The organism is Haloplanus litoreus, from assembly GCF_045690335.1.
Taxonomy (GTDB): Archaea; Halobacteriota; Halobacteria; order Halobacteriales; family Haloferacaceae; genus Haloplanus; species Haloplanus litoreus.
In genome coordinates this window covers 301,751-320,675 of sequence record NZ_CP147874.1, presented here as the reverse complement: position 1 = coordinate 320,675, position 18,925 = coordinate 301,751, and the positions used below count along the sequence as shown (strand labels likewise).

Sequence of the window (18,925 nt, the reverse complement as noted above, 5' to 3'; positions counted from 1 at the left end):
AAACAGTGTCGGGACGCCCAGCCACGGCGGTTCGGACGGCCGATCACCGGACGAACGGACGGGTCGGCAGCGTCCGCTCCCGAACCAGTTCGCCGACGGCGTCGGTCGCTTCGTCCGCCGCCGACCGGTCGACACCGGGACCGTACCGGGCGCGTTCGTACGTCGTCAGGACCGCTCGGGCCCGGTCGTCGGCCGTCACGCGTTCGACGTAGGCTCGCGGGGTTTCGCCCGGCCGCCGCGGCCGCTCCTGGCGTTCGAGCAGGTAGACCAGTCGCTCGAACGCCCGCACGGCGTCGGCGTCGGGATCACGGCGCGCCCCGCGTCGCCGCAGCCACACCGCCCGGACCGCACGAGCGCCCGCGCCGGTCCGCCTGAGCGCCGCACCGACGCCAACGAGTACGACCCCCCACAGCGCCAGCGTCTCCCGCGACGGGAGGCTGGGACCGCTCTCGGTCGATACCGGCGCGGTCGCGCCGGTGTCGCCGACCGGACCGGGCTGGGTGCCCGCGGCGTCGGCCCCGCCGTCCGGCGTGGGCGTCGGCGTGGTCCCCCCGTCGGTGCTCCCGTCGCCGCCGTCCGGCGTCGGCGTGGGCGTCGATTCGAGCGTCTCCTCGGTGTCGACGCCCGCTTCGCCGCTCTGGCGGGCATCGGTGATCCGGGTGCGTTCCGCGGACTCCCGGGGTGCCGCCGGCGTCGGGTCGAAGCGCACCCACCCCTCGTCGGGGACGTACACCTGTACCCAGGCGTGGGAGTCCAGGCCGCGAACCACGTACTCGCCGTCGTCGACGCGTTCGCCCGACGTGTAACCGGTGACGAAGCGCGCGGGGACGCCCTCCGCCCGCAGCATCGTCACCATCGTCGTCGCGTAGTAGGTGCAGTAGCCCGCGTCCATCTCGAAGAGGAAGGCGTCGGCGACGTCGCCCTCGGGCCGTTCGACCGTCAGCGAGTACCGCTTGTTCGACTCCAGATACGCCTCGATGGCGGCCGCCTTGTCGTAGGGCGTCTCGGCGTCGGCGGTCACCGCCGCCGCGCGGTCCGCGACCCGGTCCGGCGTCGAGGCCGGAAGCTGCGTGTACGTCTCGACCACCTCGTCGGGGTAGTCGGTGCCCGCGGCCCGGAGGTCGGCCGTGTCCGGCCGGTTCACCCGACTCGTCACGGTGTAGGTTTCGCCGGGATCGATGGTCGTCGTCGGCTGGAGGCTCCCCCGTGGCGTCACCCGAATCCGGGACTCGGCGAGCCCCGTCACCGCCGTCGGTCGCCACGCCGCCGGCATCGCCCCCAGTTCCGTCTCTGCGGTGACCGTCTGGCGCACCTCGCGCCCGCCCCCGGGGGGACCACGCAACCGCCCCACGAAGGGGTCGGTCTCGCCGGAGCGTACCCACCCAGACCCGGTGTAGCGGTCGTAGGTGGCCGTCGACCAGTAGCTCTCGGCCGAACTCTCGACGGAGAACTGCACCTGCGGGGAGAGGCGGATGGTACCCACCACCGACACCTGATCCTGGGCGTCGACGAGGCTCGTGACACCCGACGGCGAACTCCGGTCGGGGAGGACGGGGGTCGCCCGCGTCGACGGCACCACCGAGAGCGTCGCCGCCGCAACCACCATCACCACGAGCAGGATCACCAGCGTATCGACCTGTGCGGCCGTGCCGCCGTACCGATCGAGCGTCCCGAATCCGACGACGCCAGCGGCGCCGACGGTCCCCGCGAGGGTCGTGACGGACCCCGCGTCGCCGGTCAGCACGACGACTGCGAGGGCCGTGCCGCCGACGGCGACGCTCGCGACGTACCGCCGGCGAACCGCGAGATACCAAGAGAGGAACACGGGGGTCGGCGCGACGGAGAGCGCCCAGACGTTCGCCTGTGTCAGGCGGAGGACCGACAGCCCGGTGAGGAGGGCAACGGTGTCGGAGAGCAGTCGGTCGACCGAGATGAGCGCTCGCTGACTCGCAGGGACGGAGAGGATGTACACCGCGAGGCCGCCGACGAGAAACAGCGCGGTGAGGAGCAACGCGGTCCGCACCCGGAGGATCCGTCCCGTCGCGACGGCCAGCGTCGCGGTCCCCAGAAGCGTCGCGAGCATGAGCCGCGACCCCCCGACCACGTCCGTCACGTGATAGAGGACGCTCCCGTAGGAGGCGGTCAGCGCGACGAGGGCGACGAGGGCGGCGACGCGGAAGTTCGGTTCGAGCGACCCGGGAAGGACGCCGGCGGCACGGGTGTCGGTGCTCACGCCCGCACCTCCGGGGACCGAGACGGCGACGGCACCGCGGCCCGCGTCCCGTCGTCCGTGCGGGCCGTCGCGTCGCCACCAACCGGCCGCCGCCGACCGGGATCGAACGGGCGCACCGTGCCGTCGACGCGGACGGTCACCGTGTCCTCGTCCGCCCGGACGGCGACGTCCGCCTCGACACCGACGTCGCCGTCGCCGACGCGGGCGAGGTGGGCGAGCAGTCGGTCGGTGTCGCCCGGTGTCAGGAGGAGTTGGCCGGCCGGTGTCGTGAGCGAGACGGCCACACCCTCGTCGAGGAGGGCGTAGCCGACAGTCGCGGCCGCCTCGGCCATCGCGTCGGCCCGGCCGGGGGCGGCGTCCGCCACCATCGTCACCGTCCGCTGGTCGTCGTCGTCGGCGAACTCCTGGACGACCAGGTCCTCGCGCTTGGCGCTCGACTTCCAGTGGACGTCCCGAAGGGAGTCGCCGCGGGCGTACTCGCGGAGGTGGTCGAACGCGCCGCGTTCGGCGCCCTCGTCCGGCGCGGCGAGGCCCCGTAACCGCTCGCTGACGGCCGTCGACGGGTAGAACACCCGCGGATACACCAGTACGGCGTCCCGGTCCTCGGTGACGAACGTGCGCCGCGCGAGGCCGAGGACGTCCCGGGCGCTCACGGCCGCGGGACCGAGGGCGTGTTCGCCGCGCTCGCGGTAGGTCACCGCGTACTCGACGGGGTCGCCGCCGACGAGGACCGTCGCCTCGGCGTCGCCGTCGACGCCAGAGGGGAGGTGGTCGCGCACGACGGCGGTGACGGGCGTGTCGGTGCGGAAGGAGAGCCCGACCGTGCCCGTCGACCCGGGGGTGGCGGGCGGCGGCGGCGTCCGCTCGGCGCGGGGCGGATCGAGCAGGAAGAGCTGGACACCCGCGGCGACGAGCGCGACGAACGCGGGCAGGACGACGGCGTCCAGTGAGCGCGCCCCGAACGTGACGCTCATGGCGACGCCGGTAACGGCGACGGCAAGGAGGGCGAGTCCGCGGCGGGTCGGGAGGACGCGGAGCATCACTCGACGGCGACGGCCGTCAGTGCGGCCTCGACCACGTCACGACCCGGGCGGTCGGCGTCGATACGATGACTCCAGACGCTCGGCGCCTCGGCTTGCACGTCGTCCGGGACGACGTAGTCGCGCCCGTCGAGCACCGCCCGCGCCTGGGCGGCGCGGACGAGGGCGATGGCGCCCCGTGGACTCACGCCGAGCGTCGCACCTTCGCGGGTGTGAGTCGCCAGTCGCGAGACGTACCGCCGGACTGGTTCGCTCAGCGTCACGTCCGCGACGGTCCGGCGAGCACCTCGCAGGTCGTCCAAGGTGGCGACGGGACCGAGCGACTCGATGGGGTGGTCGCCGGCGACCCGTTCTAACAGCGCCGTCTCCTCGTCCTCGTCGGGGTAGCCGAGACGGAGTTTCTTCATGAAGCGGTCGATTTCGGCCATCGGCAGATCGTAGGTCCGCCCGGGTTCGACGTCGTTCTGCGTCGCGATGACGGTGAAGGGCTCGGGGAGCCGGCGAGTTTCCCCGTCGACGGTCACCTGCTCTTCGGCCATCGCCTCCAGCAGGGCGGCCTGTGTCTTCGGCGGCGCGCGATTGATCTCGTCTCCCAGGACGACGTTCGCGAAGACGGGGCCGGGGCGAAACTCGAACTCCCGGGTCTTCTGGTTGAACACGTTGACGCCGGTGACGTCGGAGGGCAGGAGGTCGGGCGTGAACTGGACGCGCTTGAACGAGCAGTCGACGGAGGTGGCGACGGCCCGTCCGAGGACGGTTTTCCCGACGCCGGGAACGTCCTCCAACAGGAGGTGGCCGCGCGCGAGCATCGCGACCAGGATGTGCTCGATGGCGTCGTGTTGACCGACGATGACCTCCTCGACGTTGTCGATGATTCGGTCGGTGAGCGACGTGGCCGCGGACACCGACAGCGGCGGTACGTGATCCGCGTGGTCCGATTCCGGGATGCCTGCGTCCGTCATGGATGGTGTATCGAGCCGACGACCACGCCCGGGCGCCCGGGCCACCGACCGACGGCGGGTGAGAGTGTGTAACACCCCGACGCACCTATACCTTCGGCCGGAGCGTCGACCTCCGTCAGTTATACTTCGGTCCCACGTGTTTCACCACTGTGTCACGGTACGCTCCCGAAAGAGGTAACCGATGAGCGACGACGGCGAGGGTTCGTCCGACGCGCCCGACGCAGCGGACCCAACGGTTCGATCGCCGGGTCAGATCTCCGCGATGACCGACCGGTTCGTCCACGGGGTCGAACTCGTCGCCGCAGCGGTCTTTGCCCTCCTCTTTGCCATCGGTGTCGTCGACCTCATGATCCAGATCTGGCAAGCGACGCTCGCCGGCCGCATCACCGATCCGCTCGTCGTCATCGGTTTCATCGACACCGGCCTGCTCCTCCTCATCATCGTCGAAGTGTACGAGACGGTCATCGCCTACACCGAGGAGAGCGAGACGCGCCGGATCGTCCGGCTCGTCATCTACACCGGCGTCATCGCGATGGTCCGGAAGACGATCATCTTCCGCACCGGCGAGTACGCGACGGCACAGGACGCCCTGTTCGCCGCCGTCGGGTACACCGTACTCATCTTCGGACTGGTCGGACTGCTCCTCGTCGAACGGGGCCACGGCCAGAAACTCATGAGCTGACGCCGGGGTGCGCACTTTTGTGACCGCGGCCGCACGTCCGGACGTGTCCACCGATCCCGCTCGCCCCCGACCGTCCGAGGGCACGTCGACCACCGTCGAGACCAACGGCGTCCGTCTGCACGTCGTCCGCCTCGGCCCCGAGGGCGGGCCGCCGGTCCTCCTGTTGCACGGCTTCCCCGAGTTCTGGTACGGCTGGCAACCGGTCGCCGAGCGCCTCGCCGACGCGGGCTATCGCGTCATCGTCCCCGACCAGCGCGGCTACAACGAGAGCGAGAAGCCGTCGGGCGTCGGTGCCTACCGCCTCCCGACGCTCGCCGCGGATGCGGCGGGCCTGCTCGACGCCGTCGACGCCGAGTCCGCCCACGTCGTCGGCCACGACTGGGGGGCAGCCGTGGCCTGGTGGCTGGCGCTCGATCACCCCGACCGGGTCCGGACGCTCGCGGCGCTGAACGTCCCGCATCCGACGGTGATGGAGCGCACCCTGCGCCGGTCGTGGGACCAGCGCCGTCGAAGCTGGTACGTCGCCGCCTTCCAGGTGCCGCGCGTACCCGAACTGGCCGCGAAGGCGGGGAACTACCGCCTCTTCGAGCGCTCGCTGCGCGAGTCGAGTCGACCCGGAACCTTCGACGACGCCGACATCGAGCGGTATCGGGCAGCGTGGGACAAACCCGGCGCCCTCACCGCGATGGTGAACTGGTATCGGGCGGTAGCCCGCTACCCGCCACCGGAACGAACCGATCCCGTCGACCCGCCGACGCTCGTCCTCTGGGGGGCGCGGGACCGCTTCCTCCGGGCGTCGATGGCCAAAGAGAGCGTCGCCTACTGCCGGGACGGGCGGGCCGTCCTCCTCGACGACGCGACCCACTGGCTCCACCGCGAGTTCCCGGGTCGGGTGGCCGACGCCCTGCAGGAGGGCTTCGCGGCGGCCGACTGACGAGGGGAAACGGGAAGGCTCAACATCGCCGCGCGACTGCGGCCACCGTGGGACTCGCGACGCGAGTCGTCGGCGAGGACGCCGACGTGGTGACCGACCCGCGGTTCAGAGTGATCCTCCTCGGTAGCGTCGTCTCACCGATGGGCGCCTCGCTCGTCTCGCCGCTGCTCGACTCCCTGCTCCCCGTCTACGGCGTCTCCGAGGCACGCATCGGTCTCGTGATGGCGGCCTTCACCGCCCCCGGCATCGTCGCCATCCCCCTCGTCGGCATGGTGTCGGACCGCGTGGGACGAAAGCCGGTACTCACCGCCGGTCTCGCCCTGTTCGGCGCCGCCGGTCTCGCCCTCGCGTTCACCGACGACTTCCGGGTCGCCGTCGCCCTGCGACTCGTCCAAGGCGTCGGCTTCACCGGCATCGCGCCCGTCCTCATCGCGGCCACGGGGGACCTCTTTTCGGGGGCGCGCGAGGCGACGGCACAGGGCCTGCGTTTCACCACCGTCGGCCTCTCGCTCGCCGTCTTCCCCCTGCTTTCGGGGGTGCTGGTCGCCGTCGCGTGGCAGTACCCCTTCTACCTGTTCGCGCTCGGCCTGCCGGCGGCGCTGGTCGTCCACCTGCGGTTCGAGGAGTCCGCGACCGGCCCGGTAGCGAGCGAGGGCGGCCTCGACGTGCGCCGTCTGGCCGCTCTCGTCCGTCGGCGCCGAATCGCCCTCGTCCTTCTCGGCCGGACAGTCCCCTCCTTCCTCTGGTTCGGTTTCCTGACGTACAACTCGATCGTGGTGGTGCGCCTGCTGGACGGGACCCCCGGCGTCGCGGGGGCGCTGGTCGCCCTCGCCAGCGTCGCGAGTTCCGTCGGTGGGACACAGGTGGGTCGGCTGACCGCCGCCTTCGACACCCGGCGGTCGCCGTTGCTCGTCGGGACGGCAGCGGCGGCGGTGGGCCTCGCGGGCGTCGCACTCGCCCCCTCGCTTCCCGTCGTCGGGGTCGGCGCCACCGTCGTCGGCGCGGGCTTCGGTGTCGTGTTGACGCTCTACCGGAGCACGATCTCGACCGTCGCTCCGGCGGCCCTCCGGGGGTCGCTCGTCAGCCTCGGCGAGTCCGCCGGCCGAGTCGGCAGCACCGTCGCTCCGGTCCTCATGGGTGCGGCCGTCGCGGTGGCCACGCCCCGGTACGGTTTCGGCGCCGCCGTCCGTGGGACGCTCCTCGGCGTCGTCGTCTGGAGCCTCGTCCTCGGAACGGCCTGTGTGGTGCTCGCGGACCGGACGACGCGGTGACGACCCCGACCGGAGCGGCACGCCTTTACTCCCGGCGCGGCGAGCGACGGTATGCCGGATCCCGGAAAGATCGACCGCGAGTTCTTCGAGGAACACGTCCGGCCGCGGTTGGGTGCCGACCGCGACGACGTACGCCTCGGCCCGACGCCGGGCGTCGACTTCGGCTTGCTGGACGTGGGTGACCGGGTCGTCGCCGTCGCCACCGATCCCGTCTCCATCCTTCCGCCCCTCGGATACGGACGCGCCGGGCGCTTCGCCCTCGACATCGTCCTCGCCGACGTGGCGGTCAGCGGCCTCCCGCCCTCGCATCTCGCCGTCTCCTTCTCGCTTCCGCCCGACATGAGCGACGAGGCGTTCGCGGCGGTGTGGGGGGGTCTCCACGCGGAGGCGCGTGACCTCGGCGTGAGTGTCGTCACCGGCCACACCGCCCGCTACGAGGGCTGTTCGTTCCCGTGGGTCGGCGGGGCGACGGCGCTCGCAGTCGGCGACCCCGCGGACGTGGTGCGCCCGGACGGCGCCCGCCCCGGCGACGACCTGGTGGTGACGCGGGGACCCGCCGTCGAGACGACCGGACTCCTGACGACGCTCTTTCCCGAGGGGGTCGACCTCCCGCCGGAGACGCTGTCGACGGCCCAGGCGCGACTGGACGAGGCGAGTTGTGTCCGCGACGCTCTGACCGCCGCGGCGGCGGGGCCGGTGACCGCCATGCACGACGCCACCGAGGGTGGCCTCCACGGCGCGTTCGTCGAGATGGCGACGAGTGCGGGCGTCCGCCTCGACGTCGAACGTGACCGCGTGCCGATCCGTCCCGGCGTGCTGGAGACGTGCCGCACGCTCGATATCGATCCCTGGACGGCCACGGCGTCGGGGTCGCTCGTGGTGACCGTCGACCCGGCGGGCACCGACGACGTGCTGTCGGCGCTGGAGGCGCGGGGAACGCCGGCCGCGCGGGTTGGTCGAGTCGCGGACGGCACGGGTGCGTACGTCGACGGTGAGGAAATCGCAGCGCCGTCGGTCGACGCCTCGTGGGCGGCCTACTCGCGGCTGTCGACCTGAACCGGCACCTCGTCGAACCCCTCGCCCGTGAACCGGTAGGCGCGAATCGTCTCGGGCGGCGAGACGATGGCGTAGAGGTAGCCGGTCCACGTCGCCCGCGCGCGGTCCGTCGCGCTCGGTTCGGCGGGACTCTCGGGGTGGGAGTGATAGAAGCCGACGACGTCGTCCCCCGTGGCTTCGATCCGGTCGATGGTCGACATCGTCGCTTCCGGGTCGAGTTCGTACTCGGTGCGGGGGTGGGCGGCGACGTTGTCGACGCGGGTGGCGTCGGTCACTCGGTCGGTCGAGCCGCGCGCCCCCGCGAGAACGCCACAGACCTCCTCGGGTGGGGCACGGTCGGCGCCCACGGCGGCGTGGTCGAGGAGGGCGTCACGGACGGCCGCGGTGAGGCGGAGCGGCTCAGTCGAAGTCACGGCGCATGGCGATTTCGAACCACGGACAGAGGCGAAGTTGGCGGTACCACGCGGGGTGCTCGTGCAGGTGGTCGTAGTCGACCCACAGACGACCGGCGACCTCCGCCTCGTCGGGGTCGAGGGCCGTGTCGTCGAGGGTGCATTTCAACACGGAACAGACCTCCCACTCCAGGCCGGCGTTCTCGTAGTAGCGTTTGTACTCGAACTTGTCCGTCACCCGAAGGTCGTCGTACTGCTCCGAGGTGACGCCGAGTTCGTCGACGAGGCGCTGCCGGGTGGCCTCCTTCTGTGTCTGGCCCGGTCGCGGGTGGGAGGCGACGGTGCCGTCCCAGTGCGTGTCCCAGAGGCGCTTGCCCGGCGCCCGCTGTGCCAGCAGTATCCGACCCTCGCCGTCGAAGACGAGGACGGTGAAGGCGCGATGGCGGACGCCGTCCCCGGTGTGGGCGTCGAGGCGGTTGACCGTGCCCTGTTTCTGGTCGTCGCCGTCGACGGCGATGACCTCCTGTTCGGCGTTGGGGTGTCGCTCCGCCACCCCAGCGTCGCCGCCCTCGGTGTCGCTCATAGTCGACCTTCCGGTGGGGAGGCTAATGGCGTCTTCGATGCGTGTCGACGGTCGGGGCCGGTCCTCACCGGCCCGGCGTTTCCCCTCGAACCAGCTAAGTGTGCGTCTCGCGAAGCCCGACCGATGAGCGACGACCGAGACAGCGACGGCCGCGTGGACGTCTCGTCCATCCGCGAGCGAGTCGAGGACGACGCCTCCGAGAACGTGATGGCCGCCATCGAGGAGCGCGCGGCGGACGGCCGGATCGGGACCGACGCGTTCGCGGCCTGGCACGAAGAGTGCCGCCGAGAACGCCGCTCGACTGCCGACGAGGTGGCGACGGTCGCGGCGCAGTTCCGGGCGCTCCGGGACTCGCTCGGTCCGACGGTCCGCGACACCAATCAGGTCCGGAGCCGGATCGACGAGTACGAGGACGAGTTCGACGCGATGCGGGCAGAACTCGAAGCGGTGGCGGATCGGCTCGCGGACACGCCGCGGGAGCCGGCGTCGCCCACGGCGTGCTACGAAGCCGCCGACGGACTCCGGTGGTGCGAGCGGGCCATCCACACGGTGGCACACGGTCTCCACCACGTCGAGGAAGGGGTCGCGGAGTTCGAGACGTGGCTTCGAGATCCGGCGACGCGACTCGACGAGTTCGAGAACGAACTCGGTGGTTTCGAGACGTATCTCGACAACACGGAGGGCCTCCTCGACGCGCTCGAAGCCGGCGGACGAGACGGGATGGATCCGTTCGACGCGTGGCTGGCCGCCCACCACCTGCAGCGGGTCATGGCGGTCGTGTTCACGGAACTCCGGACGGACCTCGCGGACCTGGAGACGTGGCTGGCGCGTCGGGACGGCGACTACGGCGACGAAGTGGACGCCCTTCGGCGTCGACTCGCCTCGCTGGAGGAGCGCCACGCGACGTGCTCGGATCGGCTCGACGCCACCGAATCGGCCATCGACGACTTCGCGGCGCGGCGAGCGGCGGTCGACGAGTCAGTCGAGCGGTTCGAGACGGCCATCGACGACCTCGAACCGCCGGTCGACTGGGGGGCGGTGGAACGGCTGGTGTCCGAACAGTTCGATGAGCTGGGAATCCAGTTGACCTGAGCGGCGGGCGGCAGACGGACGGCCGTACGTCGTGTCCAGCCGTCGCCGACTACGGGGTAGCGATGGCCGGTAAACAGTCCGTCTCAGGCCATCCCCGTGGCCGAGAGGTACTGGGCGCCGAACAGCACGGTGTTGTAGAGGCCGTGGACGACGGCGGGGACCAGGAGGTTGCGGGACCGTTCGTAGAGGTACCCGAGGACGAGTCCGAGGGTGGCCGCGACGGTGACGTAGGGGATCCGCGAGCCGCCGGCGCCCGTGAGTGCGACCCAGTGGACGAGGCCGAACAGGACGCTGGAGAGGGTGATGGCGACCGAGGGTCCCCAGGTCCGACGGAGGATCCCTTGGACGCCGCCGCGGAAGACGAGTTCCTCGAACGGGCCGACCAGGAGGATGGCGACGGGAATCATATAGAGGAAATAACGGGGGTCCTGCTGGCCGGTGACGACGACCTGGTTCTGGGCTACCTCGATGCTGAGCGCCGTCAGCAGGCGCGCGATGACGAGCTGGGCACCGACGAGGGCGACGACGCCGACGACGATCAGGCCGAGGTGGCGAAGCGTCGGCCGCCGCACCTCGACGAGGTCCCAGTCGCCCGTGACGGCGAGGTAGCCGGCGACGGCGACGCCGAAGCCGACGAACTGGAGGACGGCACCGACGACCCGGTACTCGAGGGTGCCGCTGACGAGGACACCGACCCCGACCAGCACGCTGGCACCAAGGCCGACGACGGCGGTGGCCGTGAGGAAGGCAGCGACGATCAGGAGGAGGCTCCGGAGGAGATCCCACCCCCGGTCGACGGCCGACGCCCGGCGACGCTCGGCGTCGGCGGGGAGCGATCCGATCCGCTCGCTGCGGAGGTAGTAGCCCGCGGCGAAGACGAGGCCGAAGACGAAGGCCGCGAGTCCGAGCTCCGCCGCACGGTCGCTCCCCCGGAGCGACGCGTCCTGGTGGACGAGCGTCGCGAGCACCAACCCGGCCAGCAGGTGGAGCATCGCACCGCCCACGAGGAGTTCGTTGACCATACGGGGCCCAGTCGTCCCGGGAGTAAGTATCAGTCGATCAGTCGACGACGAGCCGGCGCTTCTCGCCCACCGCGTCGGCCTCCTCGAAGTCGCCGCCGCCGAGCAGGCCGCGCGCGGCGCGCTTGCCCCACTCCACCGCCGGCTGAGTGAACGTCTCGACGCCGGCGAGTTCGCCGTAGAGGACGCAGGCCGCCTCCATGCCGTAGAGGAGTTCACCCACGCCGCGCTCGTCGATGCGGTCGAGTTCGATCCGGACGTTCGGGCAGTTCGCGGCGGCGAGGCTCGCCTCGGTCGCGCGGAACTCCGCGTCGAGCAGGTCGCCGAGGCTCCCGCCGCCGAGGTAGGCGAGGCCGTCGAGGTCCGTCTCGGGAATCGGGATTCGGGGGCGCTCTCGCGGGCGCACGAGCGTCACGAGTTTGTCCCGTGGCCCGGCGCGGTAGAGCTGTAGCTGGGAGTGCTGGTCGGTCGCCCCGAGCGCGCGAGCGGGCGTCTGCCCGACGGCGTCCTTGCCCAGGCTTTCGGCCCACAGCTGTGCGAACCACTCCGCGAAGTACTCCAGGGATTCGGCGTAGGGCACCATCGCGTTGATCGCCGCACCCCGACGTTCGAGGGCGTAACAGACGGCGCCGTAGGCGTAGGCCGGGGAGTCGAACAGCGACCCCGCGAGCCGGTCGGCCTCGGCCCGGGCACCGTCGAGGAGGGCGTCTACGTCGTGACCGGCGAGGGCGGCGACGGGGAGAGCGACAGTCGAGAGCGCCGAGAAACGGCCGGGGACGCCCGCGGGCACGTCGAGGGCCGGCAGGTCGTGACGCGCGGCCAGTTCGCGGAGGTTGCCGTCGGCGCCCGTCGTGACCAGCGTGCGCCGGGTCCAGTCGACGCCCGCGCGGTCCATCGCCTCGCGGACGATCAGGAAGTTCGCCAGCGTCTCGGCCGTCGTCCCCGACCGGGAGACGACGTGAACGACGGTGTCTCCGAGAGGGAGGGAGTCGAGGAGTGCGTCGACGTGCGCGGGGTCGACGTTGTCGAGGACGTAGTGGTCGAGTCCGTCTCCGCCGAGCGCCTCGGCGAGCGTCGCGGCGCCGAGGGCACTCCCACCGATGCCGACGGTCAGGACCGCCGCCGGGTCGTCGAAGCGGTCGACGGCCGCGCGGACGGCGTCGGGGTCGGCGGTGTCTGGTAGATTCAGCGCCGCGTAGCCGTGGGCGGCGTCGGCGCGGCCGCGTTCGATCCGGTCGTGGGCGTCGGCGACGCGCTCGTCCAGTCGCTCCAGGGTCGCCCGGGTCAGCCGGGGTTCGGCGTCGAGCGCGTTGCCGATGTCGACGTACATGCTCGAAACGGAGTCGTGCGCCGCCAAAACGGTTTCCCGTTCGTCGCGAGGACGGGGGCTCAGTACCGGAGTTGAGACTCGGGTTGGAGTTTTAACACCCCCGGCGCCGTGGGGCGGCGGTATGGAGATCAACGGTCCGTCGAGCCGGCTCGGTATCGCCGTGCTGTTGCTCGTCGGTCTCGCGTCGGTCGGATACGGCGCGTACAGCTACGACGCGCAGTCCGCGGCGCTCGACTCGACGGCGACGGTGAACGCGACGGTCACCGATACCTCGGTGACGGAAAGCGGTGGGAAGACCGTCTCGTACGAGCCGCGGGCGACCTTCGAGTACCGCTACCGGGGCGAGACCTACACGTCGTCGAGCGTGTATCCGGGGACGCTCGGGAAGGACTTCGACACCGAGGCGGCGGCGAGGGAGGAACTGGCGCCCTACGAGTCGGGCGAGACGGCGACGGCGTACGTGCCGACCGACGACCCCGGGGCGGCGTTCCTCGAACGCGAGCGCAGCAAGAAGCCGCACCTCCTGATCGGTGCCGGCGTCCTGTTCACGGTGGTCGCAGTGTACTCCGCGATCAGAAACTGAACCGGTCGACTGTGACACACCCGCTCAGAACCCACCCCAGCGGAGGTAGCCCAGCACGACGACGATGGCGAACTGGAAGAGTCCCTGCAGGCCGCTGAGCCGGGCGTTTCGCATCCCGATGCGGCTGACGACGTCGGGGTCCGGGTCGCCCGACTGTAACTGGCGGTAGATGCGCACCTCGCCGGGGAGGAGAACGCCGAACCCGAGGACGGTGAGGACGGTGACGATGGCGAGAGCGAGGAGAATGGTCGGACCGGTCATGCCGAACCCGGAGGCGGTGACGGCGAGGGAGGCACCGCCACCGAGGAGGACGAGGGCGAAGGCGGCGAGCCACCGCGGGTCGGCGAAGGCGTCGAACTGCCAGCCCACCAGGAGGAGGGCGGGGACGGTCGACGCCAGCGCCAGCAGGGCGATCCACGGGTCGGCGTAGGGGAAGATGCCCATGCGGTCGGCGAGGGTGACGCCGCCGAAGACGGTGACGAGCGCGAGCGACGGCATCAGAAAGGCCATCTTGGGCGTGAATCGCTCGAAGACGGCCGTGCGGGCCTCGACGGAGAGGCCGCCGAGGACCGGCCCGAGAACGATGGCGATGAAGAGGTCGATATCCGTCCACAGCACGCCGGCCATCACGTGGACGTAGCTGTGGTGGACGACCGGCGCGAACAGGAGCGCGTAGACGAGGGCAGCGACGGGAACCGCGACGGCGCCGACGGCGAAAGCCGGATTCGCGCGAATTCCCATCCCCCGAATCGTTCCCCGAACGGTCGCTGGCATGTCGGGAGCCATCGACCGCACGAGCAAAAGCGTTGGTCCGGGGGCAGAGCGATCCGTCGAGCGGTGCTCGCGCTCAGAGCAGGGCGCCGCCCCGGAGCAACGTGATCAGTAGCGTCAACACCGGGACGCTCGCGACGGTGGTGACGAAGATCGTCATGGTGAGATACTCGGAGGCCGACAGCCCCTCCCGGTCGTCGACGTCGCTGTACGAGAGGGTGAGCGCGAGGGGGATGAGCGCGACGGGAGTCGCACAGAGGAGGACGAACACCCGTGCGACGGCGACGTCGCCGAACTTCCCGAGGGCGAGGGCGACGCCAAGCCCGGCGACCGGTGCGACGACGAGTTTGATGATCGACGGCCGGATCACCCGGCGGACGTTGCCGTACTCCAAGCCGTAGAGCTGGACGCCGACGATGACGAGCATCAGGGGGATGGAGGCGTCACCCACGAGGCTCGTGGTCGTCATGAACGTGCCGTCGGCAGGGGGTGCGACGCCGAGGAGGCGGACGACGCCCGCGGCGGCGATGGCGTAGACGAGCGGGAGGCGGAAGATCTCCTTGACGGCGCCGAGACCCGCCTCGCCGCCGCCGCGGGAGGCGACGTAGACGCCGAGGGTGTACATCAGGAACGCCTGCGCGGTGATGTAGATGACCGCCGTGGTACGGCCGACGTCGCCGAAGGCGAACTCCGCGAGGGGGATGCCGTAGAAGCCAGCGTTGGGGAGCGACCCCGCCAACACGTCCGCGCTCCGGTAGGGTTCGGGGACACCGAGGACGCGGTCGGCGGTTTCGGCGACGGCCATCATGGCGACGACGAAGAGGCCGACGCCGGCGAAGATGCGGGCGACGGTGGCACCGCCGAGCGTCGTCGTGACGATACTGTGGAAGATGAGCGCGGGGAGGAAGAGATAGAGCGCCACGTCGTTCAGCGAATCGGCCTCGACGTCGAGTGCCCAGGTCAGGACGTAGCCGAGTCCCATGACCGAGACGATGGGGAGGATGGCCGACGTGAACGCGGAGGCGAGGGACACGTCCCCGCTCTCGCCCCCCGGTGGCCTGAGGCTCCGTGTGGGAGCAGTATGTTCCGGTATCGAAAGGACAGGATTCAAGCGCAGCCTTCGCCAACGACGCGGTATGTACGACCGACTCAAGGGGTTCCGCGACTTCTACCCCGAGGAGATGGCCGCCCGGCGGGCGGTGGCCGACGCTCTGGAGGAGACCGCCCGGCAGTACGGCTTCCGGGAGATCGGCACCCCGGCACTCGAGGCCGTCGACCTCTACACCGACAAGAGCGGGGAGGAAATCGTCGAGGAACTGTACGCGTTCGAGGACAAGGGCGGTCGCCACGTCGCCATGACGCCGGAGCTCACGCCGACGGTGGCGCGGATGGTCGTCGCGAAGGGCCAGGAACTCCAGAAGCCGATCAAGTGGATGTCGACGCGTCCGTTCTGGCGCTACGAGCAGGTCCAGCAGGGGCGCTTCCGCGAGTTCTACCAGACCAACGTCGACGTGTTCGGGTCGTCGGAACCGACCGCGGACGCCGAGATTCTGGCGTACGCGGCCGACGCCCTGACGACGCTCGGCCTCGAGAGTGCGGACTTCGAGTTCCGCGTCTCCCACCGGGACATCCTCGGCGGTCTCCTCCGGGCGTTCGATGCCGACGTGACCGTCAGAGCGGCGATCCGGGCGGTCGACAAATCGGAGAAGATCGACCCCGCACAGTACTACGATCTGCTCCACGAGGCGGGGCTCTCCTACGATCAGGCCGAGCAGTTCGACGAGTTGCTGGCGACGGAGGATCTCGACGAACTCACGGACTTCGCGGGCACCGACGCGGTGGCCGACGCGGTAGGGAACCTGCAGAACGTCCTCGACGCCGCCGCGGACTTCGGCGTCCGCGAGTACTGTTCCGTCTCGCTGGAGACGGCCCGCGGACTGGACTACTACACCGGGACCGTCTTCGAGTGCTTCGACACGCAGGGCGAGGTGTCCCGGGCCGTCTTCGGCGGCGGCCGGTACGACGACCTGATCGAGAGCTACGGCGGCCAGCCGACCCCCGCCGTGGGTGTCGCCCCCGGCCACGCCACCCTCTCGCTCCTGCTCCAGCGGGCGGGCGTCTGGCCCGAGGAGGCGCTCTCGACGGACTACTACGTCCTCTCGGTGGGCGACACGCGGGGAACGGCCGCGCGGGTGGCCCGCGACTTGCGCGACCGGGGCCACGTCGTCGAGACGGACCTCGCCGGGCGGAGTTTCGGCGCACAGATGTCCTACGCCAACGGCGTCAACGCCGAAACGGTCGTCATCGTCGGCGAACGCGACCTGGAGAACGGCGAGGTGACGATCAAGGAGATGGCGAGCGGCGACCAGACTACGGCACCCGTCGACGAGTTCCCGGGTGACCGCGACCGGCCGACCTACGACGACTTCGTGTAGCGGACCCGCGATTTAACTGCCGGGCCGCCCCATCCCCGCCGATGCCGACCCGCGCCTTCCGCATCGCCTACGACGGCCGCCCCTACGCGGGCTTCCAGCGCCAACCCGACGTGCCGACCGTCGAGGACGCGCTCTTTGCCGCCCTGCGGGACCTCGACGTACTGGACGGCGACGTGCCGCCGAACTACGCCGCCGCGGGGCGCACCGACGCGGGCGTCTCGGCGCTCGCGCAGACCGTCGCCTTCGCTGCCCCCGACTGGCTCTCGCCCGCCGCGCTGAACGGGACGCTCCCGGAGTCGATCCGGGCGTGGGCGAGCGCCGACGTGACCGAGGACTTCCACGCCACCCACGACGCCGGCAGTCGGACCTACCGCTACCACCTGTACGCACCGGCCGTGGACGATGGGCGCGTCCGCGCGGCACTCGACCGACTGACCGGCGAACACGACTTCCACAACCTCACGACCGACGACGAGGGGACCGTCCGCCGCCTCGACGCGACCGGTGAACGCGACGGCGACTTCCTCGTCCTCACGTTCTCGGCGGGCGGGTTCGTCCGCCACATGGTCCGTCGGATCGTCTCGCTGGTCCGGGCGGTCGGCGCCGGCGAGAGCGACGTGACACGGGTGGACCGCGTCCTCGGTCCCAACCCGCTGGACGGGGCGGCCGGGGTGCCAACCGCGCCGGCGACGCCGCTCGTTCTCGCCGACGTGACGTATCCGGGTGTCGCGTTCACCGTCGACCCGGACGCCGCCGAGAGCGCACGGGCGGTGTTCGCCGACCGGCGGATCGAGGCGTTGACCGCCGCCCGGGTCGTCGGCGACGTGTGTGACGGGATCGGGTAATGGCAGCGGTGCGGAGGCGGAGGCGGAGGCGGTCCAGAACGGTCGGCCGCGACGAGCGGAGCGAGTCGCGGGGGCGTTTTGCTCCAGCTTTTCCCGAGGAGCGGTGCGCCTCGCAGAAAGTGAGACAGCGTAAAGAGGTGGACCCGCGTACCCGATGGTATGTCCGAGCGTACTGCCGTCGTGCTCGCCGGCGGCCGGTCGACGCGGTTCGGCGACGAGGACAAGGCGGTCGCAGATCTCGCGGGGACGCCCATGATCCGGCGGGTGGTCGACCGGGTTGCCCCCGCCGTCGACGCCGTCGTGGTCAACTGTCGGCCCGCACAGATCCCGGCGATCCGCGAGGCCCTCGTCGGCGCCGCCGTCCCAGTGACGTTCGCGGAGGACGACTACCCCGACGAGGGGCCGATGGCGGGAATGGCGACCGGACTCCGCACCGCCGGGACGGAGTTCGCCTTCGTCGTCGCCTGCGACATGCCCTTCGTCGAGGCGGACTTCGTGGACTACCTGTTCGAGCGAGCGGCGGGCCACGACGCCGCCGTCCCCCGGCCGGATCAGTGGTTCGAGACCACCCACGCGGTCTATCGGGCGACGGCGATGGCCGATGCCTGCGAGGCGGCACTGGAGGCCGGCGAGGAGCGCATCGTCGCACCGCTTTTCGATCTGGACTTCGTCGTCGTCGACGACACGGAGGTGCGCGAACACGGCCACCGCCACACGTTCGAGAACTGCAACACGCGGGAGGACTTCGCCGACGCCGAGCGGCGGTTGGCGGAGCGCTAGTCGATCACGTCGACGAGCGACGGGTCGGCCATGCGTGCGAGGACCACGCGCGGCACGTCGGCCCGGTCGAGGACGGCCGCCGCGATATCCCGCGCCGTCGCCGCCAGCGCGTCGTCGTCGACCATGTTGATTAGCGGAACGACCGTCGCCGACGGTGGCACGCGCTTGCGTCCGCCCGCGCGACTCGCCAGAACGGTGCCCACGTCCTCGGCGCGGATCGGGTCGCCGAGCGAGAGCCCGGTGAGGTCGGCCACCCGTTCGGGCCGGTGGACGTGGTCGTCGGAGAGGGGTTCGCCGACGACTCGCGCGCTCGCGATGGGAATGACCGTGTCGGCGGTGGCGGGCACCTGCGGTTCGCGCTCGTCCGGCGCCTTCAGCAGGCGAGTGCGCGCGCCGTCGGCTTTCGCCAGCACCGTCCCCGACTCGAGCGCCGCGCGGATGGCGGTGACCGTCTCGCGGTCGTAGCCGAGATAGCGGTCGTCGCGTTCCCGTTCGGGCACGAGACCGAGCGGCCACGCCGCCGCGTCCCGGAGCGCGCCGACGGGGTCGCGCGTAACGCGCACGTCGGCGACGTGGTCGTCGAAGATGGGGATGCGGACGGTAGCGGTCACGACGGCCCGATCCAGGCGGTTGGCGAGGGCGTACAGCGTCGTCTTCTTGCCGCCGGCGCCGACGACGCAGACGAGTTTGGCGTCGGCCGACAGTGCCTCGATGAGGTTCATGCGCCCGCTTTCGCGTCCAATCACTTCGGCGTGTCGCCGCCGGCTCGGACTATCGTCGCGGTTGGAACTGTTCGCACACCCGATCGCACGCAGGCTGACGATCGGGTGTGCAACGACGTACGACGGCCACTATCTCGGCTGTAAGTCGAGACGGAGAGCCGCCGCCCCGGGGTGGTGACTGTTTTGAAACGGCTA

The 18,925-nt window shown here is 71.1% G+C and carries 19 protein-coding genes; 9 read left to right on the top strand and 10 right to left on the bottom strand.

Annotated features, from left to right (window positions below; genetic code table 11):
- Positions 1-43: 43 nt before the first annotated feature.
- Genes V8686_RS01855 through V8686_RS01845 form a run of 3 tightly spaced genes read right to left on the bottom strand, consistent with a single transcriptional unit; the run spans position 44 to position 4,235 of the window.
- Positions 44-2,233 carry a transglutaminase TgpA family protein gene (locus V8686_RS01855; protein ID WP_379702254.1) on the bottom strand — a complete coding sequence of 730 codons (2,190 nt, stop codon included), beginning with the start codon at positions 2,231-2,233 and terminating at the stop codon, positions 44-46.
- Positions 2,230-3,273, bottom strand: coding sequence for a DUF58 domain-containing protein (locus V8686_RS01850; RefSeq protein ID WP_379702253.1), 1,044 nt, complete (start codon positions 3,271-3,273; stop codon positions 2,230-2,232). The genes V8686_RS01855 and V8686_RS01850 overlap by 4 nt, the downstream gene beginning before the upstream one ends.
- Positions 3,273-4,235: an AAA family ATPase gene (locus V8686_RS01845; protein ID WP_379702252.1), complete on the bottom strand. Its 963-nt coding sequence runs from the start codon at positions 4,233-4,235 to the stop codon at positions 3,273-3,275. The genes V8686_RS01850 and V8686_RS01845 overlap by 1 nt, the downstream gene beginning before the upstream one ends.
- Positions 4,236-4,416: 181 nt before the next feature.
- On the opposite strand from V8686_RS01845, the gene V8686_RS01840 reads away from it, so the two are divergent.
- From V8686_RS01840 to V8686_RS01825, 4 genes are read left to right on the top strand one after another with little or no spacing between them, the layout of a single operon-like run.
- Positions 4,417-4,917 carry a phosphate-starvation-inducible PsiE family protein gene (locus V8686_RS01840; RefSeq protein ID WP_379702251.1) on the top strand — a complete coding sequence of 167 codons (501 nt, stop codon included), beginning with the start codon at positions 4,417-4,419 and terminating at the stop codon, positions 4,915-4,917.
- Between the two features lie 43 nt (positions 4,918-4,960).
- Positions 4,961-5,851, top strand: a complete 891-nt coding sequence (locus V8686_RS01835; RefSeq protein ID WP_379702250.1) for an alpha/beta fold hydrolase — start codon at positions 4,961-4,963, stop codon at positions 5,849-5,851.
- A 47-nt stretch (positions 5,852-5,898) separates the two neighbouring features.
- Positions 5,899-7,122, top strand: coding sequence for an MFS transporter (locus V8686_RS01830; protein WP_379702248.1), 1,224 nt, complete (start codon positions 5,899-5,901; stop codon positions 7,120-7,122).
- Between the two features lie 51 nt (positions 7,123-7,173).
- Positions 7,174-8,178 carry an AIR synthase family protein gene (locus V8686_RS01825; protein ID WP_379702246.1) on the top strand — a complete coding sequence of 335 codons (1,005 nt, stop codon included), beginning with the start codon at positions 7,174-7,176 and terminating at the stop codon, positions 8,176-8,178.
- Here V8686_RS01825 and V8686_RS01820 read toward each other — a convergent pair.
- Together V8686_RS01820 and V8686_RS01815 are read right to left on the bottom strand one after the other, a co-directional pair.
- On the bottom strand, positions 8,157-8,591 hold the full coding sequence (locus tag V8686_RS01820; RefSeq protein ID WP_379702244.1) for a desampylase: 435 nt from the start codon (positions 8,589-8,591) through the stop codon (positions 8,157-8,159). The genes V8686_RS01825 and V8686_RS01820 overlap by 22 nt on opposite strands.
- Positions 8,578-9,153 (bottom strand): NUDIX hydrolase, encoded by a 576-nt coding sequence (locus tag V8686_RS01815; protein WP_379702242.1) that lies wholly within the window; start codon positions 9,151-9,153, stop codon positions 8,578-8,580. Before V8686_RS01815 ends, V8686_RS01820 begins: the two co-directional genes overlap by 14 nt.
- A gap of 123 nt (positions 9,154-9,276) precedes the next feature.
- On the opposite strand from V8686_RS01815, the gene V8686_RS01810 reads away from it, so the two are divergent.
- The gene (locus V8686_RS01810; RefSeq protein ID WP_379702240.1) at positions 9,277-10,245 is read left to right on the top strand and encodes a hypothetical protein; all 969 of its coding nucleotides are present in this window, start codon (positions 9,277-9,279) and stop codon (positions 10,243-10,245) included.
- A gap of 83 nt (positions 10,246-10,328) precedes the next feature.
- Here V8686_RS01810 and V8686_RS01805 read toward each other — a convergent pair whose 3' ends face one another.
- Together V8686_RS01805 and V8686_RS01800 are read right to left on the bottom strand one after the other, a co-directional pair.
- Complete coding sequence (locus V8686_RS01805; RefSeq protein WP_379702238.1) at positions 10,329-11,267, bottom strand: CPBP family intramembrane glutamic endopeptidase; 939 nt, start codon at positions 11,265-11,267, stop codon at positions 10,329-10,331.
- Positions 11,268-11,304: 37 nt separating this feature from the next.
- Positions 11,305-12,594, bottom strand: coding sequence for a glucose-6-phosphate isomerase (locus V8686_RS01800; protein ID WP_379702236.1), 1,290 nt, complete (start codon positions 12,592-12,594; stop codon positions 11,305-11,307).
- 121 nt (positions 12,595-12,715) lie between these two features.
- Between V8686_RS01800 and V8686_RS01795 the strand changes: the two genes are divergently transcribed.
- On the top strand, positions 12,716-13,177 hold the full coding sequence (locus tag V8686_RS01795; protein ID WP_379702235.1) for a DUF3592 domain-containing protein: 462 nt from the start codon (positions 12,716-12,718) through the stop codon (positions 13,175-13,177).
- Between the two features lie 24 nt (positions 13,178-13,201).
- Here V8686_RS01795 and V8686_RS01790 read toward each other — a convergent pair whose 3' ends face one another.
- Positions 13,202-13,918, bottom strand: coding sequence for a hypothetical protein (locus V8686_RS01790; protein ID WP_379706430.1), 717 nt, complete (start codon positions 13,916-13,918; stop codon positions 13,202-13,204).
- A gap of 106 nt (positions 13,919-14,024) precedes the next feature.
- Complete coding sequence (locus V8686_RS01785) at positions 14,025-14,981, bottom strand: AEC family transporter (protein WP_379702233.1); 957 nt, start codon at positions 14,979-14,981, stop codon at positions 14,025-14,027.
- Positions 14,982-15,084: 103 nt separating this feature from the next.
- Here V8686_RS01785 and hisS point away from each other — a divergent pair, with 103 nt between their 5' ends.
- From hisS to mobA, 3 genes are all read left to right on the top strand, one after another.
- Entirely contained in the window at positions 15,085-16,383 is a 1,299-nt protein-coding gene (gene hisS / locus V8686_RS01780) for a histidine--tRNA ligase (RefSeq protein ID WP_379702231.1), read from the top strand.
- A gap of 41 nt (positions 16,384-16,424) precedes the next feature.
- On the top strand, positions 16,425-17,228 hold the full coding sequence (gene truA, locus V8686_RS01775) for a tRNA pseudouridine(38-40) synthase TruA (protein ID WP_379702229.1): 804 nt from the start codon (positions 16,425-16,427) through the stop codon (positions 17,226-17,228).
- A gap of 159 nt (positions 17,229-17,387) precedes the next feature.
- Positions 17,388-18,008: a molybdenum cofactor guanylyltransferase gene (gene mobA, locus V8686_RS01770; RefSeq protein ID WP_379702227.1), complete on the top strand. Its 621-nt coding sequence runs from the start codon at positions 17,388-17,390 to the stop codon at positions 18,006-18,008.
- Here mobA and yqeC read toward each other — a convergent pair.
- A complete protein-coding gene (yqeC, locus tag V8686_RS01765) occupies positions 18,005-18,730 on the bottom strand; it encodes a selenium cofactor biosynthesis protein YqeC (RefSeq protein WP_379702225.1) in 726 nt (241 codons plus the stop codon). The genes mobA and yqeC overlap by 4 nt on opposite strands.
- Positions 18,731-18,925 lie beyond the last annotated feature (195 nt).